Consider the following 24,628-nt stretch of genomic DNA (forward strand, 5'->3'; position numbering starts at 1 on the left):
GAGGCGGATCGAGGTGCCGACCGGCATCGACGCGCATTGCCACGAGCTCGGCCTGTTGGTCCGGCTACTGATCAACATGTGCGTGATGTCGCCGCCATTAATCATCAAGCGCCAGTAGATCGACGATATGGTGTCGATCCTGCGCGAAGGCATTTCGCGCGCGATGGACGATCTGCGCCGCGAAGATGTCTGGCGGGGATAGGCGTTTATCGCCGGCAAGCCGTGGCATTGGTCGGCCGCTGGCAAGGTGGGCGAGGTCGATGAACTGGGCGGTGCTGCGATCTTCCTGGTTTCCGACGCGTCGAGCTTCATGACCGGCCAGATCATCTATATCGAAGGCGACATGACCCGGACCCGTATGAGCGCGACTGTCGCTGTCGGGCGCATGGAAGACCGGTCGGCCTCGGGGCCGCCCTGCAAAAGGCAGGGCTCGTCATTTGCACGCTCTTATCTTCACCGCTAAGCTTCTTTGGCTGGGGTATTTTCCTCAGATCACATTCGCCATCCCAAGGATCTCATGACACCCGACACAGCAACGCGCGAACAGTTCGCCATCGATCTCGCGCGGCGCGCCGGCGCGCTCGGCCTGAAGTATTTTCGCGACCTCGACAGCCTCGCCATCGAGAACAAAGGTCATCAGGACATGGTCTCGCAGGCTGACCGCGAGGTCGAGCTGTTCATCCGTGCGGCAATGAAAGCCGCTTACCCGACCGATGGAATTGTCGGCGAGGAGCATGCCTCGGTCACCGGATCTAGCGGGCATGTCTGGGTGATAGATCCGATCGACGGCACCGCGAATTTCGTGCGGGGCATTCCGGCCTGGTGTGTGGTCATCGCCTGCGCCAAGGACGGCGACACTGTCGTGGGTGTCATCCACGAGCCCTCTACCGGCGAAACGTTCCATTGCCGTAAGGGCGGCGGCGCTTTTCTCAACGGCAAGCCGATCAGGGCAAGCGCGGCCACCAGCCTGACCGACGGCTCGTTGGGCACCGGCTTTTCCAACCGCGCCGAAATGCAGAACGTCGCAACGCTCATCGGTTTGCTGTTTTCACAGGGCGGCGTGTTTTTCCGTAACGCATCCGGCGCGTTGATGCTCGCCTATGCGGCCGCCGGCAGGCTGCTCGGCTATGTCGAAGAGCATATGAACGCCTGGGATTGCCTGGCAGGCATGCTGCTGGTGGAAGAAGCCGGCGGCACTATAGTCAAGCCCGACCCAAAGACGGTGCTGGCAAACGGCGCGCTGGTGATTTGCGCCGGCAGCGGCGTGTTCGCCCAGGTCCGCCAGCTCTGCGTGCAATCCTTCAAGCTTTGATCAGAACCGGCCCGCATGAGCAGCGGCGATTTGTATTCCACTGTCAGGCCCTCCTCGGCTGCCTGCAGATGCGGATCGCCGGCTCCGCCCCACCAGATGTCTCCCTTTGGGTTGGCGGCCTCGGCGCGCAATTGCGCATAGAATTCGCCAGCGCTCTTGCGGGTCATATTGACGGTGATGCCGGTCTTCTCCTCGAACGCCCGCGCCGTCTGCTGGCACCAGACCTCGTCAACGCCGCAAGACATGGTCAGGCTTTCGGCGGACGCCGATGACGACGCGGCCCACATACCGGCGGCGAGGATGCCGGCGCAGAGAATTGCCCTTTTATCATGTTGAAATTCCTCCCTAATTTATTTGCCGACTTATGAAATGCAGATACGCGGAAAATTCAAGTTGGAAGGGTACGGCCGCCTTTGCGCCTTTCGCCGACTTCCCGCTCGATGTGTTCGACAGGTTGATGCGGATCAATCTTTGCAGCCACCTGGCCGACCGTCCTGCGCCGCCGAACATTCTCAGACGATGGCCCGGTCCCAGCCGCCATAATGCGCAGCGCTGCGCGTGCCGCGCGGCAGGCTGAGCCCGACCAGCAGCGCTCCGATCGCCAGATTGGCGAGGCTCGCCGCCGCGCCGCCGGGGAGCATGAACGGAGAGAGGGCGATCCAGGCTCCAAGCGCTATGTTCACAAAGCGGACGGCGCGCGCCACCTCGGCCATCGCCGTAACGGCGATCATGATGACCAGGCAGCCGGTGACATGGTCACTGAAGTAGAGCGGCGGGCTGGTGCCGAAGACAAGCGGCGTGATCATCAGCAGGGCGCCGGCGAGTGTGCTGGCGACAAGGGTCCGGGGGAAATTCACACCGCCAGTGACGAAGTCCCGCGCCACTGCCGATAGCGGCCGGTCGAGATCCGGCGTCGGCGTCTGGTCCTCCGAAAGCGCCGGGCCGCCGCACCAGAATGTGCGCCAGAACGGCTCTCCCGCCTGTTTCGCACGCCAAAGATACTGGCAGCTCGCCAGCACCTCGTCGACCGAATAGGGGATGAGCACGACCGTGACGGCAGCCTGGACGATGCAGAGCGTGCACAGCGCCCCGATGAGCGGCGGCTGGATGATGATGAAGCCGACGCTGACCACGCCGAGCGGGATGACCAGCAAGCCGAACAGCAGCACCATCCATGGCATGGTGCGCCAGCGGCGGCGGTCGCCGATCGCGCCCGCGAGGATATCCAGCGCATAGGCGAAGGCGCCCAGCCCGGCATCGGCGATCGGAAAACCCTTGGAGACCCAGGAGGTGACCACCGCCTCGCTGCCATTGCCGGCCGGCGTTTCGCCCGGGCCGAAGAACGGATCCCAAAGACTGTCGATGTGCCCTAGCTGATAGGCAGCGAGATAGCGCGAGACGAACAGGCCGACAAAGGCGAGGCCGATTATGGGAATGCGCTGGGTGAAGAGGGAGGGCGAATAGCTCCAGCCGAGCGGGCGGTCGTCATCGGCGGCAAGGGCACGCCGGCTGATACCCGGCGTCGGCGGGATCATCACCGCGAACGCGACGATCAGCATGCCGGCCAACGTGTCGGTCGCGTAGGCTCCGGCGCTGGTGGTCCAGAACAGCAGCGGCGCGAACATCACCCAAACCCCGATCGAGGCGGTGATCCATTGCAGCCCGTGCCAGCGCCGGCGCATGCCGACGAGCGCCAGCGACAGGATGGCGAGGCCGGATACAATCTCACTGATGCCGAGCCTGCCGTCGCGCGTCTCCGGCGAGGCGATCTCATGTCCGAGCGCCGGCGGAATCGGTGCTGAAGCGGGATCGAACAGGCCGAGCGTGAAGGGCGACGCCACGAGCCACAGCCCGATCGCAACGTTGGTCAGCGGCGCCCAGAGCGTTGCGGCCCGGCGGCGTTCGGTTTCCGCCTCGACCTCGTCGTCCGAGCGCTCGAGCGGGCGCTGCAGCCGTTCGGCGGCCTGGTCGAGCTCGGGCGCGGAAGCGGCGGCCGCCGACGGTTCAAGCTTGTTCTTCTTATACCAGTCGGTAGGATCCGCCTTCAGCCGCCGGATCATTTCCGGCAAGGTAGCGGTCAGGCTGTGCCGCGGGTTCCAGCCAAGCAGGCGCCTGGCGCGGGAGATGTCGGTCTCGTAGTGATCGTCGGCGTTCTCGATCATCCATGGTTTGATGTCGGACTCCTGGTCGAGAACCTTCTCCTGCATCCAGGCGCCGAGCTTCGTCACCTCTTTTGGCAGGGACAGGGTCCGCCAGGTTTCGCCATGCAGGAGCTGCCCGATCTGCTTCTGCATCTCGTCGTAGGACGGCGTCTCTTCTTCGCCGATCAGCAGTACGGTCTCGTTTGGAAGCGCGCTACGCCGGTCGACGGTGCGCACCACGGCGTCGACGAGATCGTCCAGATGCAGGTAGGGCCGGCCGGTGGTGATGTCGCCGGTGAAAAGATAGGCGGTCGGCATGCGCTCGAAAATGCGGGCGATCTGCTGGGCGATGAAGGCCGCGTGACAATCCTCGTCATAGACACCCGCCAGTCGCAGGATCGCAACCTTGATGTCGCCGTGCTCCTTCTGGATCAGCGTCTCGGTCTCGGCCTTCGATCTCGGATAGGCCCAGGCCGGATCGATCGGCGATCGCTCGTCGATCCTGGCGCCCTTTGCCGGGCTCGGCGCATGCACCAGCAGCGTGCTCGACAACACGAACTGCTCCGTCTCGAACCCCCTCAGCGCGTTCAGCAGCCGGCGCGTTCCCTCGACGGTCACCGCGCCGTATTTCGGATTATCCTCGCCGGTCGTGTCGTAATAAGCCGCGAGATGGATCACCGAGGCAACGCGGCCGCCGCTCCGCTCGCGTACCTCGGCCAGTGCCTTCGCCACGCTCGCGTCCGAGGTAAGGTCGATCTCGATCGTCTCGACGCCGGGCAAAGATCGTCGGGCAACATCAAGGCCGATGATGTCGTAGCGCTCCATCAAGCCGCGAGCGATGGCCTGGCCCAGAAACCCGCTGCTGCCTGTGATCAGGACGGTGGGACGGGTTTTGCCGGTCATGGCGAATCTCCTTGGCGATAGCCGGGTAGAAGAAGCCGAATGCTTCGGTCGCACACTCCGAACCATGTTCGTTGAGAACGGTTCCCGATGAGGTAGCACCACAGAATGGGTGCGCGCGGCGATCCGTCAGACCGACGGCCATTCGTGCCGGCGGATTGCATTTGTGCACAAGTGCAGGACTCCCATTGGTCTACCGGCCGCGAAGGGAAGCGACCAGAATGTCGATCAGCAGCTCGCCACAGCGACGATCCGGATCGCGGTCGGGATCATAGATCGTCACCTCCATCCCAATCACGCGTGGATCGTTGCACCATGTGCGAAGGGCTTCGACAGCTTCGTCGGGCAAGACACCGCCGGCCTCCGGCGTATCGACAGCCGACATGATCTCGCTGTCCAGCACGTTGACATCGAAGTGAACGAATACACCCTCGATGTCCTGCCCTGCGATCGCGTCAAGCGCTATGCGTGCCGCATCGGCGAAGCCGCGCCGCCGCACTTCAGCCAAATCCATCCGGTGAACATCGGTGTCGAAGACGGCCTTGGACGTGTAAGTCGCGGGGTCCTGCACATCGCGATAGCCAAACGCGACTACGTCGGCCTCACGGACCAAAGGAGTGTGCTCGCCGAAATCGGTCAGGAGCGTCGGGCCATGGCCGGTCACGAAGGCCAAATCCATGCCCGCGGCTCCCTTTGACGGCGAGGTATCCGGCAATTTGAAATCGGTGTGCCCATCGAAGAAGATAAGGCCGTAGCGGCCACGACGCCGTAGCGCGAGCGCAGGGCCAAGCAACACACTGCAATCGCCGCCGAGCATGAGCAGGAACCCTCCCGAGTTCAGCTCCTCGTCGACCGCTTCGGCAAGCGTCTTGGAATACTGGCGCAGGGCCTGGGCATTGCGCACGCCCGTCGCAGGATCCACCTCAGGCCGATAAGGCGGAGCCCGAACCGAGCGCAACGGACCGGCGCCTAAACGGTCGGCGAGACCAAGCGATTGAAGTGTCTCCGGCGCCTTCCACACGCCGGGCTCCGGCTCACCCTCCTGCGGCATCAGCCCAAGATTAGAGGGCGCGCCGAGCAAAGCGATATGTCTCGTCTGAGTGGTGTCTCGCGGCATTGTCGTGCTGGCAGCTGAGGTCATGATCAGAGTTCTCCGCGTTATGGGCGATACGCATCATGCTCAAGAAACAGGCTGCGCTTTCCTGACCGGTCTCCCGCTGCCCTTGCCGCCGTGTACCTCCGGTCGGTGTCACGCGTCAGGCAGCATCGCGAGCGACGAGTATTGCTCGTTCAGCGCCACCGTTTCGTCAGCGGTGATTTCGAAGTCGATGTTGTCCCGCGGATGCAGGCTCGCCTTGGGCAGCGGCGTTGTCCCGCGCTGCCGGGGCAGATCTCGATACCGGTCGCTTGGGCCATATCGGATTTCCAGGAGGCGAACTGCCGTCTTTGAACTATGCGTGGTGCGCGCGCGTTCTGGCGGCCTTCTGCGCCGCCGCCTTCCTTCCGCTGGCGCCTTTCGTCTCGGCGGCCTTCTTGGCAGCGGCCGAGCGCTCCTCAGCCGTCCGGCGCGAGGCCGCACGCTTGGCCTGCTGCGCCAGCGCCTCGTGCGACGCCGTACTCCTCGGCTCGTGCTCGAGCACCTTGGAGACGGCTTTCGACACCCGCGGGCGGCGTTTCGGCGTGCGTTCACCCTGGCCGGCCTCATAGGCGTATTCGGCGCTTTTGCGCGTGCTCTCCTTCACCTTGCCCTTTTTGGGCGGGGGCAGGTCTACGCCTGCGCGTCTTGCCTCGGAAAGCCCGATGGCGATGGCCTGCTGCGTCGAGCGCGCGCCGTGCTCGCCGCGGCGGATTTTATCGATCTCCTCGTGCACGAACTCGCCGGCCTGTGTGCTCGGCGATTTGCCCTCGCGCTTGTCCTTTCGGGCCTTCTCGATGGTTTTCTTGTCCGGCATTGTCTTTCTCCCTCATACGGGTTGCGACAGCCATTCGGGTTGCAGCTGCGCGCGGTCTTATGAGGATCATAACGCGTTGAGGACGCAAATGATCCCGGGACTGGTGATCCAAGCCCCAGCTGTCAGGACGTCGACGCCGATCTGTCCGAAATCAGATGGCGCAAGAACCATCGGCTCGCCAGGCCCGCGACTTCGTCCAGGGCGCCGGGTTCCTCGAACAGGTGCGTCGCGCCAGGGACGATGGCGAGCTCCTTCTCGCAGTGGAGCGCCGCCAGCGCCGAGCGGTTGAGCGCGATCACCTGCTTGTCCGCGCCTCCGACGACGAGCAAGGTCGGCGCCCGGACGCGCGGCAGGGCGTGCGCTGCAAGATCGGGCCGGCCACCACGCGAAACCACGGCCGCGGCCTGGTCGGGCCGCTCGGCCGCCGCCACCAGGGCGGCACCGGCGCCCGTGCTCGCGCCGAAATAGCCAAGACGCAACCCCGATGTTTCCGGCGAGGCGCCGAGCCAATCCGTGACGCCGACCAGCCGGTCGGCGAGCAGTCCGATATTGAAGCGCAACTCGGCCGTGACCTGGTCGATCCGCTCCTCTTCGGCCGTTAACAGGTCGATGAGGAAGGCGGCGAGGTTCGCCTCGTTCAGCCTTCCTGCCACGTAGCGGTTGCGCGGGCTGTGGCGGCTGCTTCCGCTGCCATGGGCAAAGAGCACAAGGCCACGAGCATCCGAGGGCAACGAAAGATTGCCCTCAAGCGTGACAGGTCCCGCGGGAACATGCACGACGTGCTCGCTATCCCGGTCCATATCCATCTCCGCTATGTCGATCTGGTGCCAGGCGCCGGACCCGCGCCCGCGCGCCCAGCCAATTCCTCTTCGGAAGCGGCGGGCTTGGGCCCGGACCTGGCGAGGAGCGCGCGGACCTCTTCATCGCTCGTCTGCGAGAAATCCACGTACCAGCGCCCGACACCCAGCAACGGCTCTGGTGTCGTCGCGCAAACGACCTCGTCGGCGTCCGCCCGCATCGCGTCGCAAGTGTCGGGGCTACCGACGGGAACGGCCGCGACAATATGGGCGGCGTGGTTTTTTCGCAGCGCCTTGATCCCGGCCCGCATGGTCGATCCGGTCGCAAGCCCGTCATCCACGAGGATAATGGTTCGTCCATTCAACTGCGGTGGGGGTCGCCCGTCCCTATAGAGGTGCTCGCGGCGCAGAAGCTCTTTTTCCTCCCTTGCAGCGACCGCGTCGATGACATGTGGCGGGATCGCGAGACCGTTGACGATTTCGTCGTTCAGGACACGTACGCCTGAGGGCGCGATCGCCCCCATGGCCAGTTCCTCGTGGCCGGGGACGCCGAGCTTGCGCACGACGAAGACGTCGAGCGGTGCCTTGAGTGCCTGCGCGACCTCGTAGCCGACCGGCACGCCGCCTCGGGGCAGCGCCAATACGATCACATCGTCGCGGCCGGCAAAGCGAACGAGTTCCCCGGCGAGTTGCCGCCCGGCCTCGCGGCGATCTGAAAAGATGATAGCCATGACCTTCAATCCGCGTGCATCTGTTTTCCCGGTGGATGTTTTTTCACCAGCCTGCGTCCACATTCCGTGGGATGGCTGCGGCACCGGTACCATTTTGGAACTCGCTCGCTGCCTGGACGTTCCAAGAATAGTTTCGATCGCGAGGTGCCGGCACCGGCACGCGCCTCAGCGCGGATCGGGAAGATCGAAGATAGTGATCCGTACATGCCTCGTCCGGCCAGCTGGCAATCTAGCGATGCGTGGCAACAGGGCCGTCTGGCGACTTGTTGCCTCAGCAATCAGGGAAAGGAATATCCCATGCAAGTTCAGGAGATCATGAGCCGTCGGACCGAACTGGTCGGCCCGAACACGACAATCAGGGATGCCGCCCGGAAAATGCGTGCCGACAATCTCGGCGCCCTTCCGGTCGGCGAGAATGACAGGCTGGTCGGCATGGTGACGGACCGCGACATCGTGATGCGCGGCGTCGCCGAGGAGCGCTCAGCCGGCAACACGACCGTTCGCGAGGTCATGTCCGAGCATGTCTATTGGTGCTTCGATGACGCCGATATCACCGATGCGGCGAAGATCATGGCCAAGCATCAGGTGCGTCGTCTTCCGGTGATCAATCACGACAAGCGCCTCGTCGGCGTCATTGCCCTGGCCGACCTCGGGCGGACCGATAAGGAAGCCGCCAAAATCGCTCTCGAAGGCGTTTCCGAGGCAACGGACGATCCCCGGCGCTAGACGCTCGCTGGGCGGTTGCCGCCGTGCTCGCCGTTCTTCTCCATCTGGGCTGAACGCCGCCTGCTCAGGCAGCCTTCAGTTTGGCAACTATCGCGCTTTCACTTCTATGCGGCGTGTCTTGTCCTTTGCAGCGGGGTTCTTCGGAAGCTCGACAGCCAAAATGCCGTTTCTGAAAGTGGCCTGCACCTTGTCGGCATCGATCTCCGCTTCCAGCGGGATGGTCCGCTGAAACCGGCCATAACTGCGTTCGCTGTAGGTGCGGCCGCCTTCGCCTTCCTTGTGCTCCGAACGCTTCTCGCCCGTAATAAAGAGGGTGTTTTCGCGCAGCTTGAGCTCAACGTCCTTCTGCTCGAGCCCCGGCAATTCGGCGGTGACCTTATAGGCTTGGTCTGTTTCATGTACGTCGACGCTCGGCCAAAGATCGCCGGCCGTAGTCGCTTCGGCCATCGGCGCGAAGAAGTCGTCGAACAGGCGGTCAATCTGCCGGTGGAATGACGTGAGCGGGTCGCGCGCGGATGGGTAGAGGCTGCGCGATGGCGTCCGGGGCGCCAACTCGTGATGTGCCATGGTTCTTCTCCTGTTTTTTGTGTCTGCATCACTCGTCGCCATGTGATCGGCGACGGCAAACAAAACTCGTCCACCCATGAGGATGTTCCGGTGCCGGCCAAGAAAGGTGGTCGAAAAACAGCGGCAAAAAAGCCGGCCCGAATTCCCTCATGACGGGACCTCCGACAACAGACGGGACCTCCGACAATAAATGCGCATCAGGACATGCGCATGGGGGAACAACGGGCAGGTACGGCTGTTTGGTCACATCACCTAGTCGGATTTGAACGGAAGGAGGATTTCGATGAATGCCACCGGACTCGACGTATTCGACAAGACACTGCAGACCACGAACATCTGGCTCGACGAGATCATGGACGAGATTGGACCGGATCGGCAGGTCGCCTGGCACGTTCTCGGAGCGGTGCTGCACGCCCTGCGCGACCGTATGCAGCCGGATCTTGCAGCCCACCTCGGCTCGCAGCTGCCGATCCTGGTGCGCGGCGCCTTCTATGACCAATATCAGCCTTCCAAAGCTCCCGAGAAGATGCGGTCGCTCGACGAGTTTCTGGCCAAGATCAAGGCGGAGCTGGAATTTACCCGCCCGGTCGATTCCAAGGATGCATTCAGGGTCGTGTCCAAGGTACTCGCCCATCACGTCGGAGAAGGACAGATGCACAAGGTCTGGGAATCCCTGCCGGGCGAGATAAGACGCGTCGCCGAAGCTCAGCAAGCGGCGTGAACGGCGCAGGCGCGGGCTTCTCGGTCGCAACCTCCTTGGGGAAATAGCAATGCCACTCACCCTTATCAGCCCGGCGTTCCGGGCAGGCGGAAGAATTCCCGAAAAATATGCGCGTGACGGCCAGAACGTCTCGCCGCCGCTGAAGTGGTCCGGTGTCCCGGATGGTACCAAGAGCCTTGTTCTTGTCGTGCGGGATCCCGATGCACCAAGCGGGATTTTCGGGCACTGGGCGGTGTTCAACATCCCGCCGGATGCCGGGGGACTAGCCGAGGCCGAAGACGGCAAGCCCGGCCCGTCGGCACTCAGGCAAGGCACCAACGATTTCGGCAATGCGTATTACGATGGTCCGCAGCCGCCTGCAGGGCACGGCGTCCACCATTACCACTTCCTGCTGGCCGCGCTCGATGTGCCGAGCCTCAGCGTACCAGGACAGGCGGGCGTGCATCAGGTCTGGAAGCAAGCCCAGAAACACGCATTGGAGGAGACGGAGCTGGTCGGAACCTACGAACGGCCGGCGTGACGCGGGCCGTGTCGGTCGCCGCCTTCACAATGTAATCTGGGCAAGCGGTTTTCGGGCAGGGCCGTGGATGACCGAACCGTCGGCGGCGAAGATCGAGCCGTGGCAGGGACAATCCCAGGTGTGGTCCGCATTGTTCCAGGTTACGGTGCAGCCCTTGTGGGTGCAAATCGCCGAAACCGCCTGGAGTGCGCCTTCGGTGTCTCTCCACGCCGCAATCTTTTCGTCTCCCCTGACGATCACGCCGCCCATACCAGGCGCAATGTCGTGGGTGCTCGAGACGATCGATTGACTGCGGCCGTTCTTGTGGAAGTCCTCAGGATAGGGCCGGGCCGGATCGTAGAGTTGTTGCCATGGGCTCGGGCGGCCGCAGATCAGGTCGGCGATCATCGCGCCCACGGCCGTCCCGTTGGTGATGCCCCAGGCGTTGAAGCCCGTGGCAATGTGGAAGCCGGCGGCCTTGGCGGGATCGGGTTCGCCGGCATATGGGATCCTGTCGGCCGTATCATAGTCCTCATTGCACCAGCGCCAGGCGACGTCGCCGACCGGAAGGTTCTTTCTTGCCCAGTTTTCCAGTTCGACAAACCGCTTGGCCACGTCGCCGTCCCAGCCGGTGTTGAACTTGGGGCCGAGCGTGACCAGCAGTGGCCCTTCGGCATCACGGCCCGTGCGGATGGAATGCGTCGGGTCGTCGATGCCGATGAACATGCCGTCGACAGGGAGGGGATCGTCGATCCGAAAGGCCATGGCGGTGTGGCAGCGCGGTTGCGTCCGGTTCGCCATGCCGACGGGGCTCTTCACCGTCATGTTGGTGGCGACGACGACGTGCCCGGCATCAACGGCGCCGCCATCGGTGACGACGCGCCAGCGGCTTGCCTCGTCGATCGAGGTGGCGCGGCTGTTTTCGAAGATCCGACCGCCACGGGCCGTCACCGCTTCCGCCAGGCCAACCAGATACATCGCCGGATTGAACTGCGCCTGGTCGGGGAACCGTAGCGCGGCGGCCGTTACGAAAGGCAGCGGCGCGCGGTCGAGGATCTCGGCCTCCAGCCCGACCTGGCGCGCGGCCTCCGCCTCGGCCGCAATCTCCGCGCAGCGGCTTTCACTGCAGGTGTAGGTATAGGCGTCCTTGCTCTCGAAATCGCAGGCGATGGCGCAGTTGTTAACCCAATCGCGGATTTGGCGCGCGCCGGCGGAATTCGCATCGGCATAGGTCTGCGCCAGGTCCCGGCCAACGCTGTCGATGAGATGACGATAGATCAGCGCATGCTGCGTGGTGATCTTGGCCGTCGAGCGGCCGGTCACCTGGCCGCCTGTGCGCAGGCCTTCGAGGACGACCACCGACCGGCCCGCCTCGCAAAGCCGAAGCGCCGTCGTCAGCCCGACAATTCCAGCACCCACGACAACGGCGTCCGCACGGATCGACCCTTCGAGCTGGGGATAGTTCGTGGAGGCGGCTGCCGCCACCCAACAGCTTCCCGGTTTTCCCAAGAGAATGGCCATTTCAACCGCGCCCCTTGCGTCTCCATGCACTTCCATCGACAACCGCGCCGGCGGAGGAACGTTCCCGAGCTTGGTCGCTTTCAATCATTGTCTCGCCACCCCGGGTCAGAAAAGCGCCGGGAAGGTGCGAGGTGCAGGCCATCACCCAGGTGATCGCCTCGCGGTCGTATTCGTCGCCGGAGCGCCAGTCCTCGAAGAAGGCGTTCAGCCTATCGACACGCCCCGGCCAGATACCGGCGGCCTGCAGGCCGAGCGAAACGCCGTAATTGGTGAAGGCGAACTTGGTATCGCGCAGCCATGGCGCGCGGCTGAAATAACCGGGCGGGTCGACCCACATCGTTTCCAGGGTTCGCTGCGAACGCCTCGTCTGGGCCTCGGCCCACGGCTCGTCGGGAAAGAAATGGGCGAGCCACAGCATCATGCCGAGGCCGAGGTCCTGCTCGATGTCGAGCCTGCGCCAATCGCGCTCCATCAGGGCACGCATCTGCGCGATCTCGGGCGCCAGTTCCTCGTCGTCGAGCATTCGGTAAGAGACGTAGCCGTCATAGGCATCCATGCTGCCGAGGCCGTAGCCGGGGTAAGGACCGCTCAAATCCTCCTGCATCTTCCAGATCACGCCGCGGCCAGGGACCACAAACGCCGGGTGAATGTCCCGCGCCAGCGCAATGCCGCGCTCGCGGTATTCCGGCCTCAGATCGCCGAGACGCGCCAAAGCAAACAGCCACATCGCCAGATAGTGGAAGTACTGGCCGTCGCGATCGGCCGCTTCGCCGATCCTCAGTCCGCGCCGGCGGCCGAGCACACGCTCGACATCCACGACCAGCCGCTCGGCCGCGTCCAGCCAGCGCTGTTCGCCAGTTTCTGTGCAAAGCGAGACGTAGAGCACGACCCCGAATGCGTCGGTCCACAGATACCGCAAGCCGTTGGGCCAGATGCCTTCGGCGCGCATCCAGTCGAGTTTTTGCAGGACATAATCGACGTCACGCAGCATCGCGCCAAGGCCCGAATCCACGGCAGACTTTGCCGATGTTCGGTTCCATGCGATTGCGGGCATACGGCATATCTGCCTCCGCTCCGGTTGGCCTTAGCCAGATACCCGAAACGATCTGATCGGCGGCAGGTTCCTTGGCCGCTTTCACCGGCGCGACCCTCACGATTCTCGCGGAGACTTTGCAGGCTGAAGGAACAGCAGAATTATGATGCGCTGCGCTGGCCACGGACCGGTATCGCAACTGACGCTGCGCCGGAGCCCTTTAAGGTCGCCTGGCTGCGGGGACGTTGGAAATCGTCGACACACCGGCCGGCGAGCGGACGCGGCTGACCATCGATCGCCAGGCCGACGATCTGGCAGCGACGGTGATCATCGACCGGCCCGGCGGGCCGGAGACGCTTCGCCTCGAAACCTGTCGGCGACAACCATCACCGCCTTGAGAGCACCGTCGCCCCTGCCGAACCGCATGAGTTCCAGGCAGGTCTGGTGCTGACCGCGAAAGATCGCGAACAGGTGCTGCCGTTCAAGATGGTCGAACCCGAAGGTCACCATCATTAGGTCGACTGGCGGATATGCGGTTCAATGACCGATCTCGCGGCCTGTGCTGGTCTGTACCTGGCGGCCTTGCTCGCCGCTACGATCCTGCCGATGCAATCGGAAGCAGTGCTGGTCGAACTCGTGCTTGCGGATTACTCGCCCTGGCTGTTCATCGGAGTCGCGAGCGTCGGCAACGTGCTTGGATCGGTGATCAACTGGCGGCTCGGGCGAGGCATCGAGCGCTTTCGGGGCCAACGGTGGTTTCCGATGAACCAAGCGCAACTGGACCGCGCGCAAGTGTGGTATCGCCGCTATGGAAAGTGGTCGCTCCTGCAGAGTTGGCTGCCGTTGTCGGTGATCCGCTAACCGTCGTCGCGGGCGTCCTGCGCGAGCCTTTTCGGGTTTTCCTTTTGCTGGTCACTGCCGCCAAGGTCGGCCGCTATCTGGTTCTTGCCGCCGTGACCCTGAGCGTGATCTAATCTCACGAAGCTTCTCGAAGCTGAGCTGGTTAGGTCGGCTGGTTCGAAGAGCCCTGTATGATGCGCGCGGACGGGAAGCGCTAGCTCTTTTTGACGGCGACCTTGTCGAGGGCTGCGCGCAGGCCTTTTGCCAGCTTCTGCGTATCGCGCGACCGGTCAACCAAGCTACGGCGCAGCGCTCCAGCCAACATCGACATTGTTAAGACATTCCTGTGGCCGCGCGCCAGGCCTGCACAACGAAGCTGTGCTGGTTCCAGATCATCAGCGCTCCACTCACAGCCATGAGCGCGACCACAAGGCCGCGGAACTGTCGTCCACTTAGGCGTTCGAGCCAGCGCTTGGCCAGCAGATTGGCAAGCGCAGCGCCCAAACCCGCGGCTGCGCCGTACATGACCGCCTGACCACCGAGCGCGCCGAGTCCGGTGAATACCGCGATCTTGACGACATCGGTCACAAACGAGTTCACCGATTTCGTGGCGACCAACGTCTCCTTCTCCGAACCGTAGTTCAGATAGAGCGAATTCAAGACGGGTCCCACCGTGCCCATCAGCGCCGACAACAGCGCGACGATCAGGCCGACCGGGAGGAACCACCAGCGGCGGGCTCGGTAGCTCCGCTCGCGCGCGCCGCCGCGAAATTCCCAGACTGCACTGATCAGATAGATCCCTATGAGTATCTGGAGCCATTCCGCCCGACTGTTGGCGAAGAGCCAGGAGCCCGCAGCGGCACCGGCGATGGCGCCGGGCAGGTACCAACGGACCAGGCTCCAATCGATGTCGCGCCGGAAGGCCAGGGCGCGGATGGGATTGCCGATGAGCTCGGTCAAGGTGATGACCGGCGCAACCGCCGCGCTCCCTGTGATGAAAGTCACGGCGGGGATCAGCAATAGACCTCCGCCTCCGGCCGAGAGGGTGTTCAGTGTCCAGGTGAGGAACCCCGCCAACGCCAGGAGGCCTAGTCTAATCCAGTCCATCCGATCAGAACGAAGCGGACCTTTGATCGTTCCGAACGCGTTAGTTCGCAAAAGCCCGGCCCGCCCCTTGAGTCTCGTGTGCGATGGAAAGGTGATCTCAGGCGCAATGCTGGTGGCGGAGAGACGCCGTGCCAGAGAACCATTCCCGAGGCGGCGGGAAGAAGGCCGACGATCGCTCCGAGTCGGCCGAACTCCGCCGTTGGACGCGCGCGCGGACGCCCAATCTAGCTCTTTTTGACGGCGACCTTGTCGAGGGCTGCGCGCAGTCCTTTCGCCAGCTTCTGCGCATCGTCGTACGCCCAGAAATGCATGAAGAAGAGCCGCGGTTGCTCATCGAGCATGTGGCTATGCAACGCGGTGATCTCGATGCCGTTATCCAGCATGGCTTTGATAACCGGATTGACCTCCTTTGCTGTCAGCACAAAATCACCCGTGATCGCCGCCTTGCCGCCACCTGTCGATTGGAAGTTAATCGCTATTGCCGAGCCCATGGCCGCCGGCACTTCCATTCCATTTTCCTCGACCGGCTCAGCGCGCGAGATCGTGAACTGGTAGACCGCGCCATTGGCCTTACCCTTATAACCGATGGTTTGGTCGACACCGGCCGTGTCGAACTCGATCTGTGGTGCGGCTTGCGGCTGGGCGCCGCCTCCCATCGGTGTTTTGCTCAGCGCCAATCCGGCATGAAGCGCTGTGGCGAGCGTAACCGGGTCGCCCTGGCCGAAGACGTGCATGTAGAGTGTCATTGGCTCCGCGCGCAGCAAGTGGTTGTGTACCGCAGTGATCTCGATCCCGCTTTCTTCAAGCTTCTTCATGACCGGGTTCACCTCGTCCTGCGTCAGAACGATGTCGCCCATAACCATTGCCTGATCTCCCATGGGTTCGAACGCAATCCAGCCTCCAAGCGCAAATCCGGGTTTCAGGGCCACGCCGTCGAGCGAAACCTTCAGGTCCGTTCGCGGCAGCCCGACCCGGTAGACGCCATCAGGCGTCTCGGTTCCGGATTTGCCGAGCGCCTTAGCGATTGTTTGCCAATCGGGTGCCGCCGATGCCGGTTGGAGCAGCGCCGACATCGCGATCAGCATTGCTCCGGTCACGAGTTTTGCATGCATGGGATTTCTCCTTGTGATCTGCCCCCCAATTTGTCATGCGGCTGCTGGCTTCGTGGCGGGAGGGTCGGCGCCGCGCATGATCGCGGCAATGATTACGATCGCCGGGTCGCGCTCGAGCCCATTTTTGGATCGGGCTCGCCGGCATATGGAATCCTGTCGGCCGTATCATAATCCTCATTGCACCAGCGCCCCACGACGTCGCCGACCGGAAGGTTCTTTCTCGCCCATTTTTCCAGTTCGTCAAACCGCTTCGCCACGTCGCCGTCATAGGCATCCATGCTGCCGAGACGGTAGCCGGGATATGGGCTGCTCAGATCCTCCTGCATCTTCCAGATCACGCCGCGGCCAGGGACCACAAATGCCGGGTGAATGTCCCGCGCCAGCGCAATGCCGCGCTTGCGGTATTCCGGCTTCAGATCGCCGAGACGCGCCAGGGCGAACAGCCACATCGCCAGATAGTGGAAATACTGGCCGTCGCGATCGGCCGCTTCGCCGATCCTCAGTCCGCGCCGGCGGCCGAGCACACGCTCGACATCGGCCACCAGCCGCGCGGCTTCGCCCAGCCAGCGCTCTTCGCCAGTTTCCGCATAAAGCGAGACGTAGAGCACGACCCCAAAGGCATCGGTCCAGAGATAACGCCAGCCGTTGGGCCAGATGCCTTCGGCGCGCATCCAGTCGAGTTTTTGCAGGACATAGTCGACGTCACGCAGCATCGTCACGCAGCATCGCGCCAAGCCCCGAACTGGCAGAGCCGGCCCGTGTTCGGTGTCCCGCGATTGTGAGCATGCGGCATGTCTGCCTCCGCTCCGATTGGCCTTAGCCAGATACCGCGAAACGATCTGATCGGCGGCAGGTTCCTTGGCCGCTGTCACCGGCGCGACCGGGAACCCTCGACCTGATCATGAGTTTCGGATCCAGGCGCTCACAACGGGATGCGGGGGTTACCAGTCATTTTCGGAGCCTTTCGATCGAGGAGGCAAAGTTGCGACACCGCCAAATCAGAGTTGACGGAACTACTGTCTTCTTTCGCGAGGAAGGCCCGGCCGACGCTCCCGTGCTTCTGCTGCCGCACGGCTATCCCTGTTCGTCCTATCAGTTTCGAAGGCTGATGCCCGGACTGGCTGATCGCTGGCACACGTTCGCCCCGGATTTTCCTGGCTTCGGCTACAGCGCTACGCCCGACATGGCTGCATTCGGCTACGATTTCGAGACCTATGCCGGGTTTTTGGCGGCTTTCGCGGACGCGCTCGGCCTATCTCACTATGCGCTCTGGCTGCACGATTACGGCTCGCAGATCGGATTGCGCCACGCCATCGCCTATCCGGAGCGCGTTGCCGCGCTTATCATCCAAAACGGCGACATCTACGAAGACGTGCTCGGCCCGAAATACGCAGCCATCAAGGCGTATTGGAACGACAAGACGCCCGACAAGCATCGCCCGCTGGAAGAAGCGGTGAGCGAGGAGGGCTTCCGGCACGAGTTCATCGGTGAGGTTGGCGAGGCCGTGGCCGAGCGCGTGCCACCGGATCTGTGGAAACTCCATTGGCCTCTGATGGACACGCCGCCCCGTCGGCGGCTTGCGGTCGGCCTGATGGAGAAGCTGGAGGCGAACCTCAACTGGTTCCCGAAATACCAGGCTTATCTGCGCGAACGGCAACCACCGACACTGATCGTCTGGGGTCCCGAGGATGGCTATATGCCGGCCGCATCGGCCCGCGCCTACAAGCGCGACTTGCCGCAAGCAGAGCTCCATCTCCTCAATGGCGCCGGCCACTGGCTACTGGAAACCCATTTCGATGAGGCGCTTGCGTTGGTGCGCGACTTCCTCGCACGCGTTCACAGCCGAGCACCGACGCGACCGTCAGGTAACCAGTTGAAAGCGTGGTGATCCCGACAGGAATCGAACCTGTGACCTACAGATTAGGAATCTGCCGCTCTATCCTACTGAGCTACGGGACCACGCGGCCCGACACATAACCGCTTCGGGACGTTTCGCCAAGAGGCAGCTAGGCCGCTCGCTTGGGTTCGACCGCGAACGGGCTCAGGCCGAGCCAGGTCTGCATTTTGCGCGCGATGTCCTGGTCGCCCGTCAAGATGACTTTCGGCCCGGCCTTCTCGACGGTGATCAGCCCCATCCAGATTTCGGTCATGGTGTGCAGGTCGGTCGAGACGTAGAGATCGACATCGAAGCCCGGATCGTACCAGCAGAGGTCGACCTCGCCGTGCTTCTCGACGATCAGCCACCATGACCGCTTGGAGGCGGGGAGCTCCTGATACAGAAATTGTATTACTGTGCGCCCGTCGGGCAGCGGCGACGCGTTGAGATTGCGCCGCATGTCCCACATCAGCAGCGATGGATCGAGGTTCTTCAGCGACAACCGGGACTCGACCCATTTCTGGCCCCAAAAACCCATCGCCTCGACGACGGAACGCAGATCCCTGCCTGCCTCGGTCATCCGGTATTCGAAGATGCCTTTCTCGCCGCGCACCTCCTTGCGCTCGACGATCCCGGCCAGCTCGAGCTCCTTGAGGCGTTGCGACAGAAGGGTCGGCGACATTTTGGGGACGCCGCGGCGCAAATCGTTGAAACGGGTCGATCCCGCCACCAATTCGCGAAGCAGAACCATGGTCCAGCGGGTGCACAGCACCTCGGCGGCCATCGATAACGGGCAGAACTGTTTGTATCCGGACTGGGTCACGATGTTGCCTTCCCTCAAACTCCGCCGGAACCATAGGCCTTTCCCGGCGACGCGGCGAGTACAGAAACTGTACCGGCCCAGTGCGGTGGATTCGAAGTTCCTGCTTTCTGGGTGGCATCAGCATTAGGAACTTCAAATCCAAAACCACACTGGAAATCCAAGCACTTGCTGGTGTGGCTTTTGAATCCGAAATTCGCTCGCTGCGTTGCTCCAAAGTGAATGCGAATTTCGGATTCGCCACACCAGTACAGATCGCGGACTGGCTGGCGCCGGCCCTGCCATGCGACCCCTTGGCCGCTGCACGGGATACCCCTGTGCACGACCAGGAGACATGACCCATGACCGCTTACGTTATCGCAGACATCAAGGTGAGGGACCCGAAGTGGATGCCGGCCTATGCCGCGTCGGTCCACGACCTCGTTCACAAGCACGGCGGCAGATATCTGTCCCGCAGCGGCAATGTGAAGACGCTCGAAGGCAAGCCGCTCGACACCACGCTGATTGCCTTGATGGCGTTCCCGACCGAGGCCGCGGCGCGCGCCTTCACCGACGATCCTGCCTACGCGCCGTTCGTTTCGGCCCGTCAGGGCGGCAGCGACAGCCGTTTCCAGCTGATCGACAACTCCGATCTGGCCGGAACCATCCCGTATCTGCCGAAGGGATGATCTTCCCCTGCATTCGTCGCATCGGGACAGGGATCTCCCAGCAACAACAGCCACAGCGCCCACCTGCCGGACCTCCTTACCTCCGGCGGCCGGCCGGGCTGTGCTTTTCAAGAAGAATGGAATGACTATGACAATCAACTTTCGCAATAGAGTTCTCGCTGCCGCGGCGCTGCTGTCGGCCTGCACTGCGTTGGCGCAGGCGCATCAGGCAGCGCCCGCGTCCGGTCCCAATCCGCTGGCCGACAAGGTACGCGCGGCCAACAGCCGCTTCGAGAATGTGGCGGCGGCGACCGCCGAGGGCTATGCGCCAATCCCCTGCGCCAGCGGCATCACCGGCGGCGCCATGGGCATCCACTACGTCAATCCGGGCTACCTCAAGGACGACGCTGTCGATGTCGCCAAGCCGGAAGCGGTGATGTACGAGCCGATGGCCGACGGCACGCTAAAACTGATCGCTGTCGAATACATCACCTCGAAAGGCCCGGCCTCGCTCGATGGGCATCTGTTCAACTTCAACAGCGCGCCCAACCGCTATGGCCTCGGCCCGTTCTACGAGCTGCATGTCTGGGCCTGGAAGGGCAACCCGACCGGCGCGTTCGCGGACATGAACCCGAACGTGTCGTGCGAACCGACGACTGCTGCCAGCCAGTAAGCAGCCGAGCCAGGCGGCGCCAACGCCGCCTGGCCGCGCTGAGTTGCGGGGCAGCCGGCAACGGGCGCAAAGACGGCTCAGAGAGCGGAACTTTCGGGATGCCGACGCGCTTTAGTGTCCCGAGGAGAGACCGCATGAGCGCCACCAAAGAGTTCTTTGAGACCTGGCTGCAGGAGAATGTCGGCAATCTGCCGGCCGAGAGCGAGGTGAGCGTCGCTGTCCTGGCGCAGCAATTCGAGCAGGATGCCGATGCTGCCGGCTATGGCCACGAGGTTCGCGAAGACGAACTCGGCAATATCCAGGAGGCGATCGAGGCAGCCCTGACGAAGGCGAGGACAGGCGAAGAGCCGCAGGCTGCCGATGACAATGAGCTGGCGCCGGTCATGGAGGCGCTGGAGGTCGAGGATCCGAAGAGCGGACCGTAGCGGTTGCGGCTCTTCCCTTCCACGCTACATGACCGGGCATGATGGATGCCAAACACCTCACACTCGGCGTCGTGATCGGCGTGGCTATCGGCGTCGTGTTGGACAACATTGTTACGGGCATTGGTATAGGTATCGCTCTGGGCATTGCCTTCGGCCTTGCCCGGAAGTCGTCCGGCCGGAAGTGACCAGCCGAACATGTCCTGCCCAGTTTTGCCGCCCAGAGGTGCGGCGGTTGCCGCACCGCCGATGCCGAATGGCTACGCCGCCAGCGCTGTTTCCGCCAGCTTCACCCAATAGCTCATGCCGTGCGGGATGACCTCGTCGTTGAAGTCGTAGGCTGGGTTGTGCAGGCCGGCGGTATCGCCATTGCCGATGAAGATGAAGGCGCCCGGCCGCGCTTCAAGCATGTAGGAGAAATCCTCGCCGCCCATCACCGGCTGGATGGCGCGGTGCACATGGCTGTCGCCGGCGACGTCGGCCGCGATGTCGCTGGCAAAGACCGTCTCTTCCGGATGGTTGAAGGTGACGGGGTAATTGGCATTGTAATCAACCTCGATTGTCGCGCCGAAGGCAGCGCCCAGGCCTTGGCAAAGTGCGCGGATGCGCTCTTCGGCCTTCTTGGCGACTTCCTTCTTCAGCGTGCGTACGGTGCCGGCGATCTCGGCAGTCTCGGGAATGACGTTATAGGCGTCGCCGGCGTGGAATTTCGTCACCGAGACGACCACCGCCTCGACCGGATCTGTGCTGCGCGAGGCGATCGTCTGCAATGCGCCGACGAGTTGGCTGGTGATGACGATCGGATCGATGGTGCCGTGCGGCATCGCCGCGTGGCCGCCCCGGCCCTTGACGGTGATGGTGAATTCGGCGGTCGCCGCCATGATCGGGCCGGGCCTGATGGCGAACTGGCCGACCGGCAGGCCCGGCATGTTGTGCATGCCGAAAACCTTGGAGATAGCGAAGCGCTCCATCATACCGTCCTTGACCATCTCGTTGCCGCCGCCGCCGCCCTCTTCGGCCGGCTGGAAGATGACCGCGACGGAGCCTGCGAAATTGCGCGTTTCGGCGAGGTATTTGGCGGCACCCAACAACATAGCGGTGTGGCCGTCATGGCCGCAGGCGTGCATCTTGCCGGGGACGGTCGAGGCATAGGATTTGCCGGTGATCTCGTTGAGCGGCAGGGCATCCATGTCGGCGCGCAGGCCGATGGTCGAGCCTTCGCCGTGGCGGCCGCGGATGATGCCGACGACGCCGGTCTTGCCCAAACCCGTCACGATATCGTCGCAGCCGAAAGCCTTCAGCTTCTCGGTGACGAAAGCGGCGGTCTTGAAGACGTCGAAATTCAGCTCCGGCGTCTGGTGCAAATGGCGGCGCCAGCCGGCCACCTCGTCCTGCATTTCGGCGGCTCGGTTCAGGATCGGCATGATGGTTCCATTTCGCTGTTGGAGCAGGCGGTCTTGGCCTGCTGCTTTGCAATTGTGCCTGCTGCCTTGCAACCATGCACGCTGCTTTGCATTGTGCTGCTGCTTCCACATTGTGATCGGCAGCACTTTGCCATGTTGACGTCACATAGAGTAAATAGCACCGCGACTGTGGTCCGGGAACAGAGGGCCGGACCATTATCCTGGCGATCGTGTAACGAAATCTTACGGAGCCAGGTGCGACTGCGGCAAGAGGCTATTTCGGTTTTCATGATGCGCTACAGGCATTTCCTCAGACTGTTGGTGGCGGGCACGGTGGTGCTTGCGTCGCTGGCCGGGCCTGCCTTGGCCAATCCGACAATCCTGTTCGACCTGAACAGCGGCAAGATCCTGCAGCACCAGGAGGCGTTCAGGCGCTGGTACCCGGCGTCGCTGACCAAGCTGATGACCGCCTATGTGGCGTTTCGGGCGATTGCCGCGGGCGAGGTCCAGCTCGATTCGCCGGTCAAGGTAACGAAACATTCTGCCGGCGAGCCGCCGAGCAAGATGGGCTTCAAGCCGGGCTCGGTGATGCGGTTGGACAATGCGCTGAAGATGATGCTGGTCAAATCGGCCAACGATATCGCCATGGCGGTCGGCGAGAATATCGGCGGTTCGCAAGCGGCTTTCGCCGAACGCATGAATGCCGAAGCGCAGAGGCTCGGCATGAGCGGGTCCCATTTCGTCAATCCGAACGGGCTCTATTCGCCGGACCAGTATACGACAGCGCGCGATCTCGCTTTGCTGGTGATGGCGATTCGCAAGGAATTTCCGCAATATGCCCCCTGGTTCTCGATCGAAGGCCTTGCCGTCGGCAAGAAGGCGATCTCCAACTACAACCTGCTGATCGGCCGCTATCCGGGTGCCGACGGCATGAAGACGGGTTTCGTCTGCTCGTCCGGTTTCAACATGATCGGCTCGGCGACCCGCAACGGCCGCACCCTGGTCGCCGTGGTGCTCGGCGAACGATCGGCAGTCACCCGCGCCGAGGCGGCGGCGAAACTGCTCGACCAGGGTTTTGCAACCCCGGCGCCGAGCTGGCTGACGGTCGCGGCGCTGCCCGCCTATGGCGACACCATGTCGGCCAACGACATGAACGACGAAATCTGCAAGAAGAAGCCGGTCGAGGAGCAATCGGAAACCGCACCCGCCGTCGGCGACAAGGGCAAGGACGTGCCGAAATCGCCCTATCAGGAAAAGCTCGACCATGTACCGACGCTGATCGCCGTCGGCCTCGGCGGCGCCACGGGACCGAAGCCGAAGGCGATGCTCGACGCCTCCGGGCAGGAATATGCCGACGTGCCGCTGCCGACATGGCGGCCGGACCGGGCGCCGCCGGCCGGCGCCGAGCCAGTTGTGGCCGGATCCGCCACCGCCGCGCAGGTCCAGCAGCCGGCCAAGGCGCTGAACTAGCCGCATGGCCGGCTTCCCGATCCCCGTTTCGGTGCTCACCGGCTTTCTCGGTGCCGGCAAGACGACGCTGCTCAACCGGCTGCTCCGGGATCCGGCGCTCGCCGACACCGCCGTCATCATCAACGAGTTCGGCGAGGTGGCGATCGACCATCTCCTGGTCGAGCAGGCCTCCGACGGCATCATCCAGCTCTCCGACGGCTGCCTCTGCTGCACGGTGCGCGGCGAGCTGGTCGACACGCTGGCCGACCTCGTCGACCGGCTGCAGACCGGCCGCATCGACCGGCTTGCCCGCGTCATCGTCGAAACCACCGGGCTCGCCGATCCCGCCCCCGTACTGCAGTCGATCATGGCACACCCGGCCCTGGTCCAGGCCTTCCGGCTCGACGGCGTCATCACCCTGATCGATGCCGTCAACGGCAATGCGACGCTCGATGCGCATGTCGAGGCGGTGAAGCAGGTGGCCGTCGCCGATCGCATGGTGCTCAGCAAGGCCGACCTGACCACGGATGCAGGCGATGTCGAGGCGTTGCGGGCGCGGCTCAGGCAGCTCAACCCGGGCGCCGTGGTGCTCGACGTGGGCGAGGCAAGCACCGCGACCCTGTTCGATAGCGGCCTCTACAATCCGGCCACCAAATCCGTCGATGTGCAGCGTTGGCTCGGCGAACAAGCCGGCCACGACCATGACCACGGCGGGCATGACCACGGCGGGCATGATCACGACGGGCATGACCATGCCGACCATGATCACCATGACCACAGGCACGATTCCCGCGTGCGTTCGTATTCGCTGGTTCATGACGGGCCGGTGCCGTTTTCGGCAATCGAGATGTTTCTCGATCTGTTGCGCTCGGCGCATGGCGAGCGCCTTTTGCGGATGAAAGGCGTCATCGAGCTTGCAGAAGACCCGTCGCGGCCGCTGGTTATCCATGGCGTGCAGAAGATCCTGCATCCGCCGGTGCAACTGCCGGCCTGGCCGGACAGCCAGCGCGGCACCAGGCTGGTGCTGATCACGCTCGACATGCCCGAAGACTATGTCCGGCGGCTGTTCGCCGCCTTCACCAACCGGCCGTCGATCGACACGCCGGATCGCGCAGCACTGGAAAGCAACCCGCTGGCTATTGCCGGATCGTGATCTCCCCCCTTGAGGGGGAGATGTCGCCGAAGGCGACAGAGGGGGTCGCCTCGGCTGGCGCGACCCCCCTGTGGGACCAAACTTGGTGCTTCACGCGCGGCGACCCCCTCTGGCCTGCCGGCCATCTCCCCCTCAAGGGGGTGTTTGGACCGGAGACATCGCGAACAGGTGTGCGAGGACATCGCGAACAGTGCTCCATGCTATCTCTCGACGAGGTTGAGGTCGA

At 63.4% G+C, this 24,628-nt stretch carries 26 protein-coding genes, 1 tRNA gene and 3 pseudogenes; 15 read left to right on the forward strand and 15 right to left on the reverse strand.

The window, feature by feature from the left end; genetic code table 11:
* Positions 1-10 precede the first annotated feature (10 nt).
* The 3 genes and pseudogenes from NKI39_RS08825 to NKI39_RS08835 form a co-directional block, all read left to right on the forward strand.
* Positions 11-202: pseudogene (locus NKI39_RS08825) on the forward strand (aspartate aminotransferase family protein); the annotation flags it as partial.
* A 45-nt stretch (positions 203-247) separates the two neighbouring features.
* Positions 248-463: a hypothetical protein gene (locus tag NKI39_RS08830; protein ID WP_352831437.1), complete on the forward strand. Its 216-nt coding sequence runs from the start codon at positions 248-250 to the stop codon at positions 461-463.
* 54 nt (positions 464-517) lie between these two features.
* Positions 518-1,312: an inositol monophosphatase family protein gene (locus NKI39_RS08835; RefSeq protein ID WP_352540227.1), complete on the forward strand. Its 795-nt coding sequence runs from the start codon at positions 518-520 to the stop codon at positions 1,310-1,312.
* Between the two features lie 20 nt (positions 1,313-1,332).
* Here the strand turns inward: NKI39_RS08835 and NKI39_RS08840 are convergent.
* The 6 genes and pseudogenes from NKI39_RS08840 to NKI39_RS08865 all read right to left on the reverse strand — a co-directional run.
* A pseudogene (locus NKI39_RS08840) lies at positions 1,333-1,599 on the reverse strand (substrate-binding domain-containing protein); the annotation flags it as partial.
* A 225-nt stretch (positions 1,600-1,824) separates the two neighbouring features.
* The gene (locus NKI39_RS08845) at positions 1,825-4,356 is read right to left on the reverse strand and encodes an NAD-dependent epimerase/dehydratase family protein (RefSeq protein ID WP_352831438.1); all 2,532 of its coding nucleotides are present in this window, start codon (positions 4,354-4,356) and stop codon (positions 1,825-1,827) included.
* A gap of 190 nt (positions 4,357-4,546) precedes the next feature.
* Positions 4,547-5,434 carry an arginase family protein gene (locus tag NKI39_RS08850; RefSeq protein ID WP_352831440.1) on the reverse strand — a complete coding sequence of 296 codons (888 nt, stop codon included), beginning with the start codon at positions 5,432-5,434 and terminating at the stop codon, positions 4,547-4,549.
* Between the two features lie 370 nt (positions 5,435-5,804).
* The gene (locus NKI39_RS08855) at positions 5,805-6,305 is read right to left on the reverse strand and encodes a DUF6496 domain-containing protein (protein ID WP_352451168.1); all 501 of its coding nucleotides are present in this window, start codon (positions 6,303-6,305) and stop codon (positions 5,805-5,807) included.
* Positions 6,306-6,427: 122 nt separating this feature from the next.
* Positions 6,428-7,105, reverse strand: coding sequence for a dienelactone hydrolase family protein (locus NKI39_RS08860; protein ID WP_352471474.1), 678 nt, complete (start codon positions 7,103-7,105; stop codon positions 6,428-6,430).
* 11 nt (positions 7,106-7,116) lie between these two features.
* Positions 7,117-7,833, reverse strand: a complete 717-nt coding sequence (locus tag NKI39_RS08865; RefSeq protein ID WP_352471473.1) for a phosphoribosyltransferase — start codon at positions 7,831-7,833, stop codon at positions 7,117-7,119.
* Between the two features lie 315 nt (positions 7,834-8,148).
* On the opposite strand from NKI39_RS08865, the gene NKI39_RS08870 reads away from it, so the two are divergent.
* Positions 8,149-8,559 (forward strand): CBS domain-containing protein, encoded by a 411-nt coding sequence (locus tag NKI39_RS08870; RefSeq protein WP_352458287.1) that lies wholly within the window; start codon positions 8,149-8,151, stop codon positions 8,557-8,559.
* An 87-nt stretch (positions 8,560-8,646) separates the two neighbouring features.
* On the opposite strand, the gene NKI39_RS08875 is transcribed toward NKI39_RS08870, so the two are convergent.
* The gene (locus tag NKI39_RS08875; protein WP_352831442.1) at positions 8,647-9,126 is read right to left on the reverse strand and encodes an Hsp20/alpha crystallin family protein; all 480 of its coding nucleotides are present in this window, start codon (positions 9,124-9,126) and stop codon (positions 8,647-8,649) included.
* A 283-nt stretch (positions 9,127-9,409) separates the two neighbouring features.
* Here NKI39_RS08875 and NKI39_RS08880 point away from each other — a divergent pair, with 283 nt between their 5' ends.
* Together NKI39_RS08880 and NKI39_RS08885 are read left to right on the forward strand one after the other, a co-directional pair.
* Positions 9,410-9,847 (forward strand): DUF2267 domain-containing protein, encoded by a 438-nt coding sequence (locus NKI39_RS08880; RefSeq protein ID WP_023677864.1) that lies wholly within the window; start codon positions 9,410-9,412, stop codon positions 9,845-9,847.
* Between the two features lie 49 nt (positions 9,848-9,896).
* The gene (locus NKI39_RS08885) at positions 9,897-10,367 is read left to right on the forward strand and encodes a YbhB/YbcL family Raf kinase inhibitor-like protein (RefSeq protein ID WP_352471470.1); all 471 of its coding nucleotides are present in this window, start codon (positions 9,897-9,899) and stop codon (positions 10,365-10,367) included.
* Positions 10,368-10,391: 24 nt separating this feature from the next.
* Here NKI39_RS08885 and NKI39_RS08890 read toward each other — a convergent pair whose 3' ends face one another.
* Entirely contained in the window at positions 10,392-11,867 is a 1,476-nt protein-coding gene (locus tag NKI39_RS08890) for an FAD-dependent oxidoreductase (protein ID WP_352831444.1), read from the reverse strand.
* Between the two features lies 1 nt (position 11,868).
* Positions 11,869-12,879, reverse strand: coding sequence for a hypothetical protein (locus NKI39_RS08895; RefSeq protein ID WP_352564563.1), 1,011 nt, complete (start codon positions 12,877-12,879; stop codon positions 11,869-11,871).
* 266 nt (positions 12,880-13,145) lie between these two features.
* On the opposite strand from NKI39_RS08895, the gene NKI39_RS08900 reads away from it, so the two are divergent.
* Together NKI39_RS08900 and NKI39_RS08905 are read left to right on the forward strand one after the other, a co-directional pair.
* A complete protein-coding gene (locus tag NKI39_RS08900; RefSeq protein ID WP_352564561.1) occupies positions 13,146-13,298 on the forward strand; it encodes a hypothetical protein in 153 nt (50 codons plus the stop codon).
* Positions 13,299-13,440: 142 nt separating this feature from the next.
* Positions 13,441-13,874: pseudogene (locus tag NKI39_RS08905) on the forward strand (YqaA family protein).
* Positions 13,875-14,073: 199 nt separating this feature from the next.
* On the opposite strand, the gene NKI39_RS08910 reads toward NKI39_RS08905, so the two are convergent.
* The 3 genes from NKI39_RS08910 to NKI39_RS08920 all read right to left on the reverse strand — a co-directional run bounded on the left by NKI39_RS08910 (position 14,074) and on the right by NKI39_RS08920 (position 16,678).
* On the reverse strand, positions 14,074-14,847 hold the full coding sequence (locus NKI39_RS08910; protein ID WP_352831446.1) for a sulfite exporter TauE/SafE family protein: 774 nt from the start codon (positions 14,845-14,847) through the stop codon (positions 14,074-14,076).
* Positions 14,848-15,071: 224 nt separating this feature from the next.
* Positions 15,072-15,959, reverse strand: coding sequence for a DUF1259 domain-containing protein (locus NKI39_RS08915; protein WP_352471465.1), 888 nt, complete (start codon positions 15,957-15,959; stop codon positions 15,072-15,074).
* A 92-nt stretch (positions 15,960-16,051) separates the two neighbouring features.
* The gene (locus NKI39_RS08920) at positions 16,052-16,678 is read right to left on the reverse strand and encodes a hypothetical protein (protein ID WP_352831448.1); all 627 of its coding nucleotides are present in this window, start codon (positions 16,676-16,678) and stop codon (positions 16,052-16,054) included.
* 263 nt (positions 16,679-16,941) lie between these two features.
* Between NKI39_RS08920 and NKI39_RS08925 the strand changes: the two genes are divergently transcribed.
* A complete protein-coding gene (locus NKI39_RS08925; protein WP_352831450.1) occupies positions 16,942-17,847 on the forward strand; it encodes an alpha/beta fold hydrolase in 906 nt (301 codons plus the stop codon).
* Here NKI39_RS08925 and NKI39_RS08930 read toward each other — a convergent pair.
* Both NKI39_RS08930 and NKI39_RS08935 read right to left on the reverse strand, forming a co-directional pair.
* Positions 17,842-17,918, reverse strand: a tRNA-Arg gene (locus tag NKI39_RS08930). The two genes, NKI39_RS08925 and NKI39_RS08930, sit on opposite strands and share 6 nt — an antisense overlap.
* A gap of 47 nt (positions 17,919-17,965) precedes the next feature.
* Positions 17,966-18,658, reverse strand: a complete 693-nt coding sequence (locus NKI39_RS08935; RefSeq protein WP_352457625.1) for a winged helix-turn-helix transcriptional regulator — start codon at positions 18,656-18,658, stop codon at positions 17,966-17,968.
* Between the two features lie 338 nt (positions 18,659-18,996).
* On the opposite strand from NKI39_RS08935, the gene NKI39_RS08940 reads away from it, so the two are divergent.
* The 4 genes from NKI39_RS08940 to NKI39_RS08955 all read left to right on the forward strand — a co-directional run bounded on the left by NKI39_RS08940 (position 18,997) and on the right by NKI39_RS08955 (position 20,585).
* A complete protein-coding gene (locus tag NKI39_RS08940; protein WP_023677873.1) occupies positions 18,997-19,323 on the forward strand; it encodes a DUF1330 domain-containing protein in 327 nt (108 codons plus the stop codon).
* Between the two features lie 127 nt (positions 19,324-19,450).
* Positions 19,451-19,975 carry a hypothetical protein gene (locus tag NKI39_RS08945; RefSeq protein ID WP_502898360.1) on the forward strand — a complete coding sequence of 175 codons (525 nt, stop codon included), beginning with the start codon at positions 19,451-19,453 and terminating at the stop codon, positions 19,973-19,975.
* 134 nt (positions 19,976-20,109) lie between these two features.
* Complete coding sequence (locus NKI39_RS08950) at positions 20,110-20,400, forward strand: hypothetical protein (RefSeq protein WP_352451191.1); 291 nt, start codon at positions 20,110-20,112, stop codon at positions 20,398-20,400.
* 38 nt (positions 20,401-20,438) lie between these two features.
* A complete protein-coding gene (locus tag NKI39_RS08955; RefSeq protein ID WP_352831451.1) occupies positions 20,439-20,585 on the forward strand; it encodes a glycine zipper domain-containing protein in 147 nt (48 codons plus the stop codon).
* Between the two features lie 72 nt (positions 20,586-20,657).
* Here the strand turns inward: NKI39_RS08955 and NKI39_RS08960 are convergent, their stop codons facing one another.
* On the reverse strand, positions 20,658-21,821 hold the full coding sequence (locus tag NKI39_RS08960; RefSeq protein ID WP_352616115.1) for a M20 aminoacylase family protein: 1,164 nt from the start codon (positions 21,819-21,821) through the stop codon (positions 20,658-20,660).
* A 270-nt stretch (positions 21,822-22,091) separates the two neighbouring features.
* On the opposite strand from NKI39_RS08960, the gene NKI39_RS08965 reads away from it, so the two are divergent.
* Together NKI39_RS08965 and NKI39_RS08970 are read left to right on the forward strand one after the other, a co-directional pair.
* The gene (locus NKI39_RS08965; RefSeq protein ID WP_352831457.1) at positions 22,092-23,270 is read left to right on the forward strand and encodes a D-alanyl-D-alanine carboxypeptidase family protein; all 1,179 of its coding nucleotides are present in this window, start codon (positions 22,092-22,094) and stop codon (positions 23,268-23,270) included.
* Between the two features lie 4 nt (positions 23,271-23,274).
* On the forward strand, positions 23,275-24,402 hold the full coding sequence (locus NKI39_RS08970; protein ID WP_352831453.1) for a CobW family GTP-binding protein: 1,128 nt from the start codon (positions 23,275-23,277) through the stop codon (positions 24,400-24,402).
* Positions 24,403-24,628: the final 226 nt, after the last annotated feature.

This window comes from Mesorhizobium sp. M0664, assembly GCF_040320565.1.
Lineage (GTDB): Bacteria > Pseudomonadota > Alphaproteobacteria > Rhizobiales > Rhizobiaceae > Mesorhizobium.

What these genes read in the sequence shown, in the direction of transcription:
- NKI39_RS08835 (WP_352540227.1), top strand. Translation starts at nt 518, where the DNA reads ATGACACCCGACACAGCAACGCGCGAACAGTTCGCCATCGATCTCGCG.
- NKI39_RS08845 (WP_352831438.1), bottom strand. Translation starts at nt 4,356, where the DNA reads ATGACCGGCAAAACCCGTCCCACCGTCCTGATCACAGGCAGCAGCGGG.
- NKI39_RS08855 (WP_352451168.1), bottom strand. Translation starts at nt 6,305, where the DNA reads ATGCCGGACAAGAAAACCATCGAGAAGGCCCGAAAGGACAAGCGCGAG.
- NKI39_RS08860 (WP_352471474.1), bottom strand. Translation starts at nt 7,105, where the DNA reads ATGGACCGGGATAGCGAGCACGTCGTGCATGTTCCCGCGGGACCTGTC.
- NKI39_RS08865 (WP_352471473.1), bottom strand. Translation starts at nt 7,833, where the DNA reads ATGGCTATCATCTTTTCAGATCGCCGCGAGGCCGGGCGGCAACTCGCC.
- NKI39_RS08870 (WP_352458287.1), top strand. Translation starts at nt 8,149, where the DNA reads ATGAGCCGTCGGACCGAACTGGTCGGCCCGAACACGACAATCAGGGAT.
- NKI39_RS08875 (WP_352831442.1), bottom strand. Translation starts at nt 9,126, where the DNA reads ATGGCACATCACGAGTTGGCGCCCCGGACGCCATCGCGCAGCCTCTAC.
- NKI39_RS08880 (WP_023677864.1), top strand. Translation starts at nt 9,410, where the DNA reads ATGAATGCCACCGGACTCGACGTATTCGACAAGACACTGCAGACCACG.
- NKI39_RS08885 (WP_352471470.1), top strand. Translation starts at nt 9,897, where the DNA reads ATGCCACTCACCCTTATCAGCCCGGCGTTCCGGGCAGGCGGAAGAATT.
- NKI39_RS08890 (WP_352831444.1), bottom strand. Translation starts at nt 11,867, where the DNA reads ATGGCCATTCTCTTGGGAAAACCGGGAAGCTGTTGGGTGGCGGCAGCC.
- NKI39_RS08910 (WP_352831446.1), bottom strand. Translation starts at nt 14,847, where the DNA reads ATGGACTGGATTAGACTAGGCCTCCTGGCGTTGGCGGGGTTCCTCACC.
- NKI39_RS08915 (WP_352471465.1), bottom strand. Translation starts at nt 15,959, where the DNA reads ATGCATGCAAAACTCGTGACCGGAGCAATGCTGATCGCGATGTCGGCG.
- NKI39_RS08940 (WP_023677873.1), top strand. Translation starts at nt 18,997, where the DNA reads ATGACCGCTTACGTTATCGCAGACATCAAGGTGAGGGACCCGAAGTGG.
- NKI39_RS08945 (WP_502898360.1), top strand. Translation starts at nt 19,451, where the DNA reads ATGACAATCAACTTTCGCAATAGAGTTCTCGCTGCCGCGGCGCTGCTG.
- NKI39_RS08950 (WP_352451191.1), top strand. Translation starts at nt 20,110, where the DNA reads ATGAGCGCCACCAAAGAGTTCTTTGAGACCTGGCTGCAGGAGAATGTC.
- NKI39_RS08955 (WP_352831451.1), top strand. Translation starts at nt 20,439, where the DNA reads ATGATGGATGCCAAACACCTCACACTCGGCGTCGTGATCGGCGTGGCT.
- NKI39_RS08960 (WP_352616115.1), bottom strand. Translation starts at nt 21,821, where the DNA reads ATGCCGATCCTGAACCGAGCCGCCGAAATGCAGGACGAGGTGGCCGGC.
- NKI39_RS08965 (WP_352831457.1), top strand. Translation starts at nt 22,092, where the DNA reads ATGCGCTACAGGCATTTCCTCAGACTGTTGGTGGCGGGCACGGTGGTG.
- NKI39_RS08970 (WP_352831453.1), top strand. Translation starts at nt 23,275, where the DNA reads ATGGCCGGCTTCCCGATCCCCGTTTCGGTGCTCACCGGCTTTCTCGGT.